Origin of the sequence: Ignisphaera cupida (assembly GCF_030186535.1) — an archaeon.
Taxonomy (GTDB): domain Archaea; phylum Thermoproteota; class Thermoprotei_A; order Sulfolobales; family Ignisphaeraceae; genus Ignisphaera; species Ignisphaera cupida.
Genome location: NZ_JASNVW010000001.1, coordinates 405,379 through 419,689 on the forward strand (window position 1 = coordinate 405,379; position 14,311 = coordinate 419,689).

At 37.1% G+C, this 14,311-nt stretch carries 14 protein-coding genes; 4 read left to right on the plus strand and 10 right to left on the minus strand.

The features are described from left to right. Positions 1 to 3: 3 nt before the first annotated feature. Positions 4 to 567: a sugar phosphate isomerase/epimerase family protein gene (locus tag QPL79_RS02305; protein ID WP_285273168.1), complete on the minus strand. Its 564-nt coding sequence runs from the start codon at positions 565 to 567 to the stop codon at positions 4 to 6. Continuing rightward, positions 567 to 1,637 carry a Gfo/Idh/MocA family protein gene (locus tag QPL79_RS02310; protein WP_285273169.1) on the minus strand — a complete coding sequence of 357 codons (1,071 nt, stop codon included), beginning with the start codon at positions 1,635 to 1,637 and terminating at the stop codon, positions 567 to 569. The genes QPL79_RS02305 and QPL79_RS02310 overlap by 1 nt, the downstream gene beginning before the upstream one ends. A 302-nt stretch (positions 1,638 to 1,939) precedes the next feature. On the opposite strand from QPL79_RS02310, the gene QPL79_RS02315 reads away from it, so the two are divergent. Next, positions 1,940 to 2,713: a metallophosphoesterase gene (locus QPL79_RS02315; RefSeq protein ID WP_285273170.1), complete on the plus strand. Its 774-nt coding sequence runs from the start codon at positions 1,940 to 1,942 to the stop codon at positions 2,711 to 2,713. A gap of 11 nt (positions 2,714 to 2,724) precedes the next feature. Here the strand turns inward: QPL79_RS02315 and QPL79_RS02320 are convergent, their stop codons facing one another. The 4 genes from QPL79_RS02320 to QPL79_RS02335 all read right to left on the minus strand — a co-directional run bounded on the left by QPL79_RS02320 (position 2,725) and on the right by QPL79_RS02335 (position 7,560). Beyond that, positions 2,725 to 4,329: a glutamate synthase-related protein gene (locus QPL79_RS02320; RefSeq protein ID WP_285273171.1), complete on the minus strand. Its 1,605-nt coding sequence runs from the start codon at positions 4,327 to 4,329 to the stop codon at positions 2,725 to 2,727. A gap of 157 nt (positions 4,330 to 4,486) precedes the next feature. After that, a complete protein-coding gene (locus QPL79_RS02325) occupies positions 4,487 to 5,770 on the minus strand; it encodes an ArsB/NhaD family transporter (RefSeq protein ID WP_285273172.1) in 1,284 nt (427 codons plus the stop codon). Between the two features lie 92 nt (positions 5,771 to 5,862). Beyond that, complete coding sequence (locus tag QPL79_RS02330; RefSeq protein WP_350309068.1) at positions 5,863 to 7,242, minus strand: PFL family protein; 1,380 nt, start codon at positions 7,240 to 7,242, stop codon at positions 5,863 to 5,865. 12 nt (positions 7,243 to 7,254) lie between these two features. After that, positions 7,255 to 7,560, minus strand: coding sequence for an ACT domain-containing protein (locus QPL79_RS02335; RefSeq protein ID WP_285273174.1), 306 nt, complete (start codon positions 7,558 to 7,560; stop codon positions 7,255 to 7,257). A 196-nt stretch (positions 7,561 to 7,756) separates the two neighbouring features. On the opposite strand from QPL79_RS02335, the gene QPL79_RS02340 reads away from it, so the two are divergent. The 3 genes from QPL79_RS02340 to QPL79_RS02350 all read left to right on the plus strand — a co-directional run bounded on the left by QPL79_RS02340 (position 7,757) and on the right by QPL79_RS02350 (position 9,193). Continuing rightward, entirely contained in the window at positions 7,757 to 8,140 is a 384-nt protein-coding gene (locus QPL79_RS02340) for a YjbQ family protein (RefSeq protein ID WP_285273175.1), read from the plus strand. Then, a complete protein-coding gene (locus tag QPL79_RS02345) occupies positions 8,115 to 8,519 on the plus strand; it encodes a YjbQ family protein (RefSeq protein ID WP_285273176.1) in 405 nt (134 codons plus the stop codon). The genes QPL79_RS02340 and QPL79_RS02345 overlap by 26 nt, the downstream gene beginning before the upstream one ends. 89 nt (positions 8,520 to 8,608) lie before the next feature. Continuing rightward, positions 8,609 to 9,193, plus strand: coding sequence for a methyltransferase (locus QPL79_RS02350; RefSeq protein WP_285273177.1), 585 nt, complete (start codon positions 8,609 to 8,611; stop codon positions 9,191 to 9,193). Positions 9,194 to 9,289: 96 nt separating this feature from the next. Here the strand turns inward: QPL79_RS02350 and purM are convergent, their stop codons facing one another. From purM to QPL79_RS02370, 4 genes are read right to left on the minus strand one after another with little or no spacing between them, the layout of a single operon-like run. Beyond that, entirely contained in the window at positions 9,290 to 10,306 is a 1,017-nt protein-coding gene (purM, locus tag QPL79_RS02355; protein ID WP_285273178.1) for a phosphoribosylformylglycinamidine cyclo-ligase, read from the minus strand. 7 nt (positions 10,307 to 10,313) lie between these two features. Beyond that, positions 10,314 to 11,534 (minus strand): formate-dependent phosphoribosylglycinamide formyltransferase, encoded by a 1,221-nt coding sequence (gene purT / locus QPL79_RS02360; RefSeq protein ID WP_285273179.1) that lies wholly within the window; start codon positions 11,532 to 11,534, stop codon positions 10,314 to 10,316. A gap of 5 nt (positions 11,535 to 11,539) precedes the next feature. Beyond that, entirely contained in the window at positions 11,540 to 13,030 is a 1,491-nt protein-coding gene (gene purD, locus QPL79_RS02365) for a phosphoribosylamine--glycine ligase (RefSeq protein ID WP_285273180.1), read from the minus strand. After that, complete coding sequence (locus QPL79_RS02370; protein WP_285273403.1) at positions 13,027 to 14,301, minus strand: phosphoribosyltransferase family protein; 1,275 nt, start codon at positions 14,299 to 14,301, stop codon at positions 13,027 to 13,029. Before QPL79_RS02370 ends, purD begins: the two co-directional genes overlap by 4 nt. Positions 14,302 to 14,311: the final 10 nt, after the last annotated feature.

Here is a 14,311-nt window from a genome sequence, read left to right on the forward strand (position 1 = left end):
GAACTATTCTATTGGGTATGGAAAAACAGTTTCATGTTTTTCACCAAGCATGATCATATTTGCTGGATCATACAAGATTTTTATTCTTGGATCTAATTCTTTCAAAAGCCTTAGTAATACTTCAAGTCTAGAAAGCTCATCATGTGTCTCAATAGCTATGTATATACCATGTTTTTCAGCATAATCAGCAAATTTGTTAAGGCTTTTAGATATCCTCTTAATAGAGCTTTCAGAATCATCCTCGAATCTACCAGCAAAAACCCTTATTACTTTTGCTTCAAGCTGTTCAGCCATAAGTGTAAGTGTTTTCAATAACTCTTCATTTCTTTTTCTTTCCTCATCTGAAACAGATGAAAATCTTGCATAACCTGCTATAGAAACAATTTTTACTCCACTACTACGTATAGTATCCACATATTCTTTGCCTATTGGGTAGTGAGGTTTAAGATGAATACCATCATCTGCAACTCTAAGTTCTACACCATCTAAACCAAATTTTTTAGCTCTTTCAAGAACCTCATCAATTTTTAGATGGGGATATGCAAGCGTTGAAAATGTAAACCTCATTAAAACACACCATCAGCTAGCAATGGAAGTTTTACATGTGTTTTTCTAGTACTTGAATAGTAAATAGCTCTAACAATTTCAAGACTCTTTAAACCCTCTTCACCAGTTATTGGAAAATCCCTATCCTCAGATAATGCCTTGAGAAAATCTTCAAATAGTTTTCTATGGAGACCTCCAGGCACTTTCAGTGTTTCAGAGGAGTATCCAGGTTTTCTCTCTATAGATATGTCATCTTCAGTTTTCAAAAACACAAGCTCATTATCCCATAGCTCAGCCTGTCCCTTTGAACCAAATATCTTTATTCTTCTATATTGATATGTTGAGGGTTTTGTAAATAGATTTGCTATGAGAACTCCATAACCCCCACTTCTATACTTCATAACCCCTATGCCAATATCCTCAACATTTACTGAGGGGTGTGTAAGGTTATCGATATAGCCAACAACTTCCTCAACATCTCCTCCAAACCACAGCATGAGATCTATTGTATGTATTGCCTGGTTTATTAATGCCCCTCCTCCCTCCGTTGCCCATAAACCTCTCCAACTTCTAGCAAGCTCATCTTTTAAGTAATATGATGTTTCATCTCTATACCACATCATTTCACCAGTAACCAGCAATATCTTGCCAAGAGCATTGCTGTCAACATATCTCTTCAGCTCAACTACACCATCAGCATATCTACCTTGGAAAATAACACCAAGTTTAATACCTTTTCGCCTAGCCTTTGAAATCATTTCTCTTGCAGCAGTAACTGTTGTTGCCATAGGCTTTTCAACAATAACATGCTTGCCATGTTCCATCGCATAAAATGCTTGCCATGCATGAAGATAGTGAGGAGTAGCTATAACCACCACATCAACCTCTGGATCCCTAACAACATCATCATACGACTCATACCCCTTGCAGCCATACCTAGAAGCAAACTCCCTTACCTTACGTCTGCTTAAACTGTGAATCCCTACAAGCTTTACAAGATTAGTTGATTTTTCAAGATCTTTGAGAGCTTCAACATGAACTTGCCCAATTGTGCCAAGACCAATAACAGCTACTCCAATTCTCCTAGACATGGAAACACCACACAATATAAAATATTGTTGTGCAATCTTAATATCTTTACTCAATCCTTGTTATTGTGAATGTTTTCAAGATATGCTAAAAAGCTTTTGTTAATGATTTCCGCTATGGTCATTGTTAAAATGCGCCATTATTGGTTAATGTTGATTGGACTTAAAGAAATTAGGTTCAGCCATGAAATAACTAATCCACTCAACGTAATAGCATATCATGGAACATGGGTTATGGATTTACACTATTTTAAAATGAGAATTAATGTTTATAAGTTTAAAACTAACTTAGTTTTTGATTCATTATGTCAAGCTATCTAATGTTACTGATAGCTTCAGGACTTTTCTTAGCATCACTATTTATTGTTCTATTACATAACTTTCCATGGATTATGAGATGCTATATTCCCAGGATCCATAACGTGAAACTTTCATTAGATGATTTACCTGTTTTCATAGTCTCCGATATTCATTTAGGTAATAAAAATAGCTTGGGTGTGTATGTTTTCAAAATTGCTTCAAAATATAGTTTTCGAACAATGGTTATCGCAGGTGATTTAATCGATAAAAGGGTTTTCTTTAGTGATAAAGTATTTGATTTGCTTAAAATGTTTCTTGTTGGAGATGTTAAAAATGTTTTTTACATACCCTCATCATCAAGTCACGACATAGAGCCGCTACCCAAGAATGTTATAACTCAGTATTTTAATGGTAGAAGAGTTGCTGTTGTACCTCAAGCTCTGGCAATATCTATTAGCAACTGCGTTGGAAGGATATATATAACCCATGGAGATTATGCATCAAGGAATGGTGTAGTAGCTCATTTACTAGATGCTATATTCACAAAGGTTTTGTCTAGGCCATTCACAGTCTTAGTACTTAGAAAAGTTTTTAATGTCAAAAACTTTGAGTGGATTATTTATGGCCATACCCACTTAACAGCATATCTCAAAAACTATAGAGCAGTTAACACTGGTTGTTGGATTAGAAGACCTCACGAATCTATGCAGAAAGCATTTGCTATATTGAAGTGTAGTAACGGATTTGTTGAAGTTGGGTTAGTGAGAATTAAAAACTAATGTTGAGGGGTTTATTTAGAAAGTATTATCTCGAAAACGTCCTTATCCACTTCATCCACCATTGGTATTCCCAATACCCTTGCAGCTCTCTCCGTTAATGCAGCTAAATCTGATCGGTTAAGCAGCCACAGCTTGTACTTTCTTTGTCCAGCCATAAGAATCTTTATTCCTGTTACAATTTTTGTAAAGTATGTGTATAATCCAATTGCACCAGATTTTAGCAGTTTCTCAAAGTTTGTAGCACCATATTTTGCAACAATTTCTGGTGCTGATACAAAGAATTGTTCTGGTTTTGACCCATATCTCTTAGCAAAGTCAGGTGGTAAAGCACCTTTTTGTGCTAGCTCAAGAAAGTATTTCGATTTCATAATAGCTGTTATTGGTGCTCTAGCCATGGCAACTGCTTTAACATATGGTTCTCCATCAAAGTTGCTAAGAGCAATAGCCTTAACAATTTGATGTTCATTTGAGAAACCACCAGCCATTGCAATATCTGGTATGTGCATACCTTTTTTCTTCATTATATTGCATGCCTTCAAAACCCATGCCTCCATATAAAGTGTTGGAACACCACTTTCATTCATCATTGGAATTGGTGACATTCCTGTTCCTCCACCAGCACCATCAAATGTAACACCATTTGCTTTAGCTTCTGATGCTAGCTTCATTACAAATGCTATTTCAGCTGGTCTATAGGTGCCTGTCTTTATCCATATTCTCTTAACCCCCATTGATCTCAATTTATCTATTCTCTCTAGGAAGTGCTGTGGATCGGGTTTAGCGATTCTGCTATGTCTTTCAAAAGTTTTTATAACACCTAGTTTGTAGGCTTCTTGAACATTTTTGTCTTCAGGATCTGGAATAACTATGTAGCCTCTTCTCTTAAGCTCAATAGCTCTATTAATATCGCTAACTCTAACCTCGCCACCAATTGATTTTGCTCCTTGCCCAAACTTCTTCTCAATAATGTTTACCTCAAGCTTTGAAGCAGCATATATATCAACACCAAACATCTCATCTTCAACATTTGTCTGAACAGCTATATCCCCGTGTTTCCCATCCCAAAACTCTCTATATGTCTTAACTCTGTACTCCATATCTCTAGAGCTAACAACTTGCCCATTTGAAAACACAGCCTCTTTATCCATTCCACAAACATTTTCACCAACAACCATTGCAGTACCGGATATTGCAGCACCGTAGGCAAGCCCATCCCAATTTCTTTTAGCAACATCAGTAGAGCCAAGCGCAGCTATAAACACAGGGATTTTTAGCTCAACACCACCATACCTAGTCGAGACATCCACATTCTCAAAAATCATTTTATCTGGAATTGGCTCAACTCCAAACACTTGTGAAAGTCTTGGCATTAATTGAATGTCAGACCAGTCAAGACCAAAATCCTTGTTAGCTGCTGCCGTACTAGCACCAAATTCCTCTGGCTCTGGATAAAGCACTTCCCTACCTCTAAACGCAGCTTTTCCAATATCGCATAGTAATGGGCAGCTATATATGCATAGTGAGCAAATACCACTCAAGGGCGTTATATCAGGGCTTCTAGTTCTTGTACCTGCCAACAAGCTGCTATTCTCTGTGGGCAATTTCTTCTCAGGCATGCTTATTTTCACCTACACAGTTTTACAAAGGCTTTTGTAACATTCTGAACAAAATTAAAAAACTTTACCTTATATACTTTTTAAAGCATGTTTAAACATGCTTTAAAGCTACTAACAAATTTATGGCCATAAATTAAGAAAGGCTTTCTGTTCATAATCATATTATCATCATTAATGCAAGTACAGCTACATATATCGCTACATTTACTATTGTTACAATTACACCAGTTCTAAGGAATTCTGTAAACGATATTGATGTACTCATTCTCGACTCTAAATACTCAACAATAATAATGTTTGATGCTGCACCCAAAAGCGTTAGATTCCCTGCTATTGTTGATGCCATTGCCAGTGTTAGCCATGGCACATAATCAGAGTTTGTGTATCCAAGGCTCTTCATATACCTTATAAACAATTTTGCGAATGGAACATTGCTCACAATTTGACTTACAACTATTGAAATAATTGCTATAGATACTATGGCTTGTATACCCTCAAGTTTCTTTGGCATGAACATGTTAAACAATGGGTTTAGCACACCACTTCTCCACACACCTTCCATGGTTATAAACATTGTTATGAAGAATATTATTGTGCCCCAGTCAACATTAGCTAGAATTCTTCTTGGATTTCTAGAAGCTATATACAAAGCTGCTGAGATTATAAATGGTATAAATCCTCTTTTCGATATATATGGCAAACCTATTAGCTGAAAAACATCGTTAATTACAAGAGCTGTTATTGAAGAAAACAATCCTATTGCAGCTAACAACGCTTCTCTCTTGTCTTTTAAAGCTTCGTGAGGAATTAAAGCAATGTTAACTCTTTGATTCTCTATCCTGAAAAACTTTATAATTATGAACGGAGTTATGAAAAGATTTATAAGTGTAGGCATTAAAAGATACTCCACAAATCTTATGAACGGAGCTTCCAAATCGGATTTTTCAACAATTAAAATATTTTGTGGATTTCCAACTGGAGTAGTAACAGATCCTATTGTAAGTGAAAATGCTAGTAATAGAAACATTGCCTTTGGATCAACATTGATTGCTCTTGCAATAGCATATGCTATTGGCGGACCCATAAAAGCAACTGTATCGTTCATAGCAATAGCAGCAAGCAGTCCAAACAATACGGAGGAGGCGCACAATAAACTGTATCTAGTTTTAAATAAGCTAACAAACCATATAGAAACAGCTTCAATTAAACCAGAGGCTTCTGCAAATCCAACAATGGTGAACATCCCTATTAAGAATAGTATAACGTCAAGATCTATCACACTTTCTAGTTCACTGGGCTTAACTAAGCGAAATAGTATTGTTAAAAATGATAGAAATGCCATTATACTCCACACAGGTGTTTGAGGTCTACGACTTCTTACAATAAGCGATGATATTAAAAGCAAAACTATGGCTAAACCAGCTATGTAATCATAGCTCATATAACATCAGTTTTTGATGAAGCAAAAACTTGAATTAAAAGCATGTTATATATCTAATAATACACAATATGTATAGAAATTATATGGAAGTTCTAGCCTTTGTCGAGTCTTTTTATTGGTGGTGGCACCAAACCTCCTCTCTCAACAAATCTTTTCGAACTAAACCTCGGTATATTCATAACAACTGCTGAGCCCAGTAGACCACCAAAATCAACAACATCACCAGGTTTTGAATTGGGTACAGGTATTATTCTTACTCCAAGCGCTTTATCAAGAGCTATTGCAATAGCCATAACATCTAGTATTAAAGCAGCAATTGTTTCTGGTGGGGTATCACCTGGAATTGCAACCATGTCTATCCCAGTGTTGCATACACTCATCATAGCCTCAAGTCTATCTATTGTTATAGCACCTAGCATTGCCGCTCTATTCATTTCCCAGTCTTCACTAACAGGTATAAATGCTCCACTAAGTCCACCAATGCTTGATGTTGCCATTGCACCACCTTTCTTAACAGCATCAACAAGAATATATAGAGCTGCTATACTTCCAGGCGCTCCAGCAACTTCAACACCCATAGCCTCTAAAATTTTCGCAACGCTATCTCCAATTTTTGGCGATGGTGCAACTGAGAGATCTACTATGCCAAACTGAGCACCAATCTCTCTAGCAACCTCTCTTCCAATAAGCTCACCTAGTCTAGTTATTTTAAATGCTGCTCTCTTCACATAATCATGTAATGTTCTCATATCAGCCTTTTCCCCAAGTCTTCTAACAACAGCTTCTATAACACCAGGTCCACTAACAGCAACATTTACAACAGCCTCTGGCTCCCCCAAACCATGGTATGCACCTGGTATAAACGGGTTGTCCTCTGGTGCATTAGCCATTACAGTAAATCTTGCACATCCAATTCCCTTTGGCGTGTTATTAGCTAATTCAATTATTTTTCTGGAGACAATGTTAATAGCATCCACATTAATACCTGTATAAGTGGAGGCCACATTAATCATCGATGCAATTGTTTGTGTAATTGCAAGTGCTTTGGGAAAAGACTCCAACACAACAAAGTCTCCTGGTGTAATCCCTTTGTGCACAAAAGCTGAGTAGCCACCAACATAGTCTATTCCAGCACTTAAAGCAACTTTATCAACTGTTTTAGCAAATTCTATACCTGCTTCAACAGCTTTTTCAATGCTTTTCTTAGCAAAACCCTCTAAAAGAATTGATATTGGTGTTAATGCTATTCTCTTAGTAACTATCTTCACACCATATTTGTTAGAAACCTTTTCAACTGCTTTAACAAGGCTGTTAGCAAATCCTCTCAACTTGTTCTCAACACAACCAATAAAGTCCAAAGCATTATTTGATGCACAATCCTGAATGCTTAAACCAAGTGTTACAGATCTTATGTCGAGATCTTGAAAAAGAAGCATTTCAACAATTTCTCCAATTTCCTCTGGAGCAAATATTTTTGGCAATGGCTACACCCTTTGCATAGCCTTGAAAACAGCTATGTGATTTACACTCACCTCAACACCTAGCTCCTTACCTCTTGAAACAAGCTCTTCTCTAAGCCTAGGCAAATCTATGTTACCAGTAGATAGATCCACAATCATTATCATACTGAAAATTCCTCTAACAACAGTTTGCGCAATATCAACAATGTTCACATTGTGTTTAGCTAAAACAGCTGTTATACCAGCTACAATACCTGGTTTATCAGCACCAATAACAGTTACCACAGCCAAGTTCTCATCTGAAGTCTCATCAAAGTAATTATGCGGCATAGCAATGATACCATTTAGTAGTAACACATATAAACATATAAAAACATTATTGTATCAACAGCTATGCAATTTGGCAATGTGATGAGCTCAGGCGACTCTGATTAGTGATGTGGTCAGCCTTGGCTGATGTACAAATATGTGATGGAAACAAACCAGTTTTATTCTAAACCAATAAACAAGCTTTGTAGTGAATGCTATGAAAATAAAAATAGTTAAGTTAACATTGAGAAGCAGTGGCTATGAAGTACAAGATATAACAGCTCATGTAGCGCAATTGGTTAAGGAAAATGGATTGGAAAATGGATTGGCTATTCTATACACAAATGAGAGGGGGTGTAGCGTTGCTGAAATAGAGTATGAGCCAGAGCTTTTAGCAGATCTCGAAACATTTCTACAGAAGGTTGGTTGTATAGATAAGAACATATGCAATGTATTGATAGGTAAAAACACCTTTGTACCTGTTGTCCATAGCTCTTTATTCCTTGGCCAATTCAAGAATATTGTGTTTGTTGATGTCTCTAGAGTTGATGGGGAAAAGTCTTTGGTGATTGTTCTTGAGGGTATATTCAAAAATAATTGAAGTTAAAACCTATGGTCCAATGGTGCTACACAACATAACTAATCTCGTGAGAAAAGTTGTTGACTTAAGTAATGTTGAAATGGGCTTGGCGTGGCTTTCTGTTGAAGGAGCTACACCAGCTCTGATAATACTTAGAAATGGTGAAGAGAAAACCTTTCTAGATTCACTAACTAAGCTAATACCATTTACTGGTTGGAGACATGGAAACGCATATGCACATCTAATATCAACTATTCTCTCAACAAATATTGCAATACCAATAATCAACAAGGCTCTTTTGATAAACAGCGATGAAAACATTTATCTTCTTGAAACAAGATCAGTTTACAACCACACTAGAAGGGTTCTAGTGCAAATACATGAAAATGAAAAACCGTAAAACATGGTGGTAAAACTATTTTTAGAAATATTGCAAAAATTTTTTATGTATTTGTCATAACCATTTTTCTTAAGATAATTCACAAAGTTTTGTGGAGACATACAATAATTAAGGGATATGTAACACAAAATGTTTTCATACCATTCTATTTCACATCATCAAATAGCATTGCAAGTGCTGCAAGAGCTGTGCTTTTGAGAATCTCAAATATTCAAAGCTTATGTGAGGTTGGAAGTGGATCTGGCTATGTAACCACAGAGCTTTTGAAAAGATTCAGCAACCTATATGCCATAGCAATAGATGCTTTTAGCAGCGCTACAACAATTACAAAGCTTAATGCTAAAAAGCATATGGTTTTTGATAGAATTGATGTTGTTCAATGCATTTCAGGTCATTGCATAAGAGAAAAATCGTTTGATTTAGTATTTTCAAATCCTCCTTATCTTCCATGCCCCACTATTCTATCTCCTGAACTATGTAGCAATATTAACGAGAATGTGTATATAGACATTGCTTTACAGCTTATTAGAATTTCAAAAAGATTTGTCATATTATCTTCATCAAGTTTATCAAAAGCTTACAAAACACTTTTGAAGATACTGAAAAAAGTTATTGTGCTTGGTGTTAGAACTCCTGTTGATGAAGTAAAAATTTTGATAATAGTTCTCAGGTAAACTAGTTTCTATTTTCTATTGTAGCTGTAGCTAAAACTTTTTTGTCATTGAGAGTGAAGCTGTGGACTTGTTTGTGGTGTGGAGGAGGTTAGATTGCTAAAATGTTACTATAGTTCCATAAGCTGTTTCCAGAATTATTTTACCTGATCCGCTAACAACATCTCCAAGATCATATGGTTTAAATCCATGTTTTTCAATAATATGTTTAACAATATTGCTTTTTTCTCTAGATGTGGTAATCACAAGTCCTATGCCCATGTTGAATACTTTGTACATTTCCTCTATTGAAATGCTGCCAAGCTTCATAATAACTTCGAATATTTTTGGAGGTGTAGGCATTTTGAGAATCATGTCCAAGTTTTGTGGTAAAACCCTTTTTAGCTTTGAGAAGGCGCCACCAGTTATGTGTGCTGCAGATGTTATCAGGTTTTGTTCTATCAGCTCCAGAATTAGGTTAGAATATATCGCTACAGGTTTCGTAATTTCCTCAGCAATGTTAATACCATCTATAGTTGTTGTGTAACCCACTCCACTGCTTTCCAAGACCTTTCTCACAAGACTATAGCCATTTGCGTGAAGACCCCAGCTGGAAACCCCTATAACCACATCCCCAGTCTGTGCTCTATTAGCAAAACTATTATTCTTAACACCCAGAGCTGTGCACACAACATCAAAACCATTTACTAAATCAGGCAAAATAGCTGTTTCACCTCCAAGCAAAGCAACCCTAGCAACTTTAGCTGCGTCTATAATACCCCTCATAATTTCTCTAAAGCTATTCTCATCTGGTTTTGACATAGCTATGTAGTCAACAACAGCAAGTGGTTTAATACCGTCACAAGCAATATCATTTACGTTCATAGCTATGCAGTCCCATCCAGCAACATATAGCTTGTTTAGTTTTTGAAGAACAATTGTTTTTGTTCCAACACCATCAACATGAAGAGAAAACAAGATGTTGTTGTATTTAATTGTTGCTGCATATCCTCCAAAGCTTTCTATATCAAAACCTAGCTCCCTATTTAAATTCTCTATTGCCTCAAGAGCAAACCTGTGCATAGCTTTATGCTTATCCAGATCAACACCTGCTTTGCTATAGCTCCACGAACTCATAAAATATTCACTCAATTACTATATGCGATACTGCTTCTCTCGCCTTTTTCAATGCTTCTTCAACACTGCTTCCCCTTGCTAGCACAACAGCCATTCTTCTATCCTTATACGTGAACGGTTTTCCAAACACTCTCAAATCAACGCCATTAATTTTCATAGCTTCATAAACACCTTTGATTTTTGGAGCCCAAACATTATCACTTTCAGCATATATCGCTATGGATGCTGCTGGTGATAGTATTCTCGGTCTTGGTACTGGAAGCCCTAAAACAGCTCTAACATGAATTGCAAACTCACTTAGCTCCTGACTTGCCATTGTAACCATTCCAGTGTCGTGTGGTCTTGGAGCAACTTCGCTAAACAATATTCTACCATCTTTCGTTAGGAAAATCTCGACACCAAATATTCCAAGACCTCCAAGACCATTGGCTACTTTAACGCCTATTTCCCTTGCTTTTTCAAGAACATCCATAGGCTTTGTTGATGGCTGCCAAGACTCTATGTAGTGATACTTTCCATATCTCCAGTGCTCCACAGGTTCACAAGTTTCTGTAGCAATTCCACTATCTCCAACATATCTATATGTCAATACAGTGAATTCTGTTTCTAGCTGAACAAACTCCTCAACAATCACCCTTCTGCTTTTACCTCTTGAGTGAGTAACTGCATATTCATACGCTTCTTTAACAAGCTTTGGACTAGGCTCAAAAACCTTTACATGGCCATGGCCACTACTGCTCATCTCTGGTTTTATTAGACATGGATAGCCAACTTTATCACATGCATCAACAGCTTCATCAGGATTTTCAGCAAATGCGTATCTAGTTGTTGGAAGACCTAGCTGTTCTGCTGCAAATTTTCTAAGCTCTATTCTGTTCATGGCTATTTTAACAGCTTTAGCATTTGGAATTACCATGAACCCTCTTGACTCCAAATCCTCTAGAGCATCATATGAAACAGCCTCGATTTCAGGTATTATAACATCGGGTTTTTCTCTTTCAACAACAGCTTTAACAGCATTAGCATTAAGCATATCCAAGACATATCTTCTGTGAGCAACATGCATCGCAGGTGCCCAGTCATATCTATCAACAACTATAACCTCTACACCAAGCCTTTGAGCCTCTATAGCAATCTCTTTGCCCAGTTCCCCACCACCGAGAAGCATAATCTTTATTGATTCTCCAAACATTGGTGTTGTAAGATATTCCCTTCTTCTATAGTCCATGTAAATCACCTTACAAAACCAATTAATGGATTCTCTATAACACCTTCGCCAGGAAGCCAAATAAGAACCTTGCCAAGCAATCCATTAGAAGCTCTTGCCATATAAACTTCTCTAACTCTTTTCGCAACCCTTATTCTATCCTCCAAAAGCTCTCTAGATCCAATATCTCTTCTATAGAAAAGTGGCCATCCATCCAACGACTCAACAAATTGCACAGCATTTTCGCTTTTCCTATAGGCCTCCTCATAGTCTTTTCCACTACAAACAATTTCAAAAGCTCTAGAGCCCTTTGTGTACATCATGTTGTTTGAACCAAGCTCAACACTAGCATATAGAACCTCACAACTAAGCTCCCTTATCCTATTCTCATCAACATAAATTGTGTGGTTGCTAGCTAGCTTCTTATCATCGGGGTAGCCAGCAGGTGCAATGGCTTTAACTATAGTTACTACATCCTCATTTATCTCCAGCTTTACACCAGCAAGTCTTTTTTCAGCTGCTCTATCCAAAATCTCTAGAAAATCGCTTTCAACTATTGGAACAAGATTCGATATCTCAGGGTCTCCAAATCTGCTGTAAAACTCTATTACTGTTGGTCCCCAAACTCCTGTTAGCATCATCTGACCTGCAAATGCACCTATATAAGGCTCTTTAGTCTCCATATACAATGCCTTTAAAACTTTTGAAACAATTTCAATGGTTTTTCTATACTCATCAAATGTTATAAATGGTAGCACCCAACCAGGTCCTTGTATACTTCCCATACCGCCTGTTTCAGGCCCAATGTCATATTCAAATGCATGTGGATGATCTTGTATAAGCGGTAATGATAAAACGTAATCTCCATCAGTTATAACCATTGCTGTGTATTCAACTCCTTCAACTCTTTGCTCAACAATAATCTTATAGTCGATATCTCTATAGCTACTCATTTCAGTGAAGAGCTTATCAACATAGCTTCTCTTGACTTCTGATCTATCTTTTGACAAATAGGCTTGAGTGTCTTTAAGAACCTTAACACCTTTTCCACCAGCTTGTCTAGCAGGCTTTATAACAACATCGCCAGCAAATTCAATGAATTTTCTCGCCTCCTCAACATCTCTAAAGGCTTTGAAATACAGTCTACCATCAATATTGTATTTCCACATAACAGTTCTTGCAAACACTTTGCTTTTCTCAATTTCAGCACATCTCATTGAAGCTCCAAATACTGTGAAACCTTTTTCTCTAAGAGCATCTGAAACACCTGCAAACTGTGGTTCCTCAGGCCCTATAACAATTAAGTCAGGAGATAACTCATTGGCTATCTCAAGAACCTTGCCTACAGAAGTTGTGCTTGCAACAAACCATTTTCCACCAGTTTCAACAGCCTCTCTTTCTAAGCCAGGGTTTCTATAATCCATTACAACAAATATTTTTGGATTCAAAGAGCTTCTTCTAACAAGCTTGGCAATTGCATGTTCTCTTCCACCAGATCCTATGATAAGCACCTTCACTTTTCCTCACCCCCAATCACATTAACTCCTAAACATCTTCCACAAAATCTTAAACCAAACATTCTAGCAACCCTATCCACATCTTCAATCGAAAGCCAGTGAAGAGAATCAACCTCTAGATAGCTTTTGGCAAGCTCCTTGGAGAGATTAGCTGCAAGAAGGTTTTGCATATCTAGCTTCATAACATTGTATGGACAGGATCTTATAAGTGGTGGCGATGCTATGAACAAATGTATCTCCCTCACACCAACTCTAAACCTAAGTATTTGGGATACTGTCTTAATCGTTGACCCAGTCACCATACTGTCATCGACTATTGCCACCTTCTTGCCTTCTAACGAGCTCCTAATTGGATTCATTTTAAGGTGAATAGCAACTATCTTCTCAAAGGGATTGCTTGCTAACATAGATCTTCTCCTCCCACCAGTAGCAACAAAAGCAACTTCAAATGGTTTGCCAACTCTACTTGAAAATCCTATGGCGTAAGGCAAAGCTGTTTCAGGTACACCAACAACAACATCAACTTCTTTATCAAGATACTCCCCAAGATCGTATCCCAAAGCCTTTCTAAACTCATAAACACTAACATTGTTGATAATGGCATCGTGACGAGATAGGTAAAGAAATTCAAAAAGACAGAGACCGTTATATGCATCTGCTTGATTAACCAAGAATGTTTTTAGCATATGCCTTGAAATGTAGATGCCTTCCCCAGGTTTAAGAAACTTCTTTAAATCACCACCAAGAATATCTATGGCAACACTTTCAGAAGCTGCTATAGCCATGTCGAAACCATAGCTACCTAGAGCAATTGGTGAAAACCCATTGTGACTTCTCCAAACAAAAACCTCTTTATCTTTTGTTAAAACCATTAACGATGGCACAACATCTTCAGAATCTCTTTGAAGATTTGATAAAGCATTTGTAAAAGCTTCTACTCTATTTCTAGATGTTTTCAACATGTTTACAAGATCTAGTGCAAAATCGTCAATTCTTCTCCACGGCCTTTCAGCAACAATGACAACACTATATTCATTACTTCTTTGAATTGTGAAAGTCTTTTCATTTTCATAATTATGAATCGAAGCTATTGCAACATGACCCGAAGCACTTTTTGCAACATCGATGTCACTACCCTCAACACACTCAACATCGACTCCAGTACTGCAAACAACATAGTTTTGCAAACCCCTATGCTGCAATGCCATTAGTCCATATCTCACAGTATTTGCTAAATTCCAGAGCTCGTCAAATGCATAGATAGAGAGCATTCCACTCACT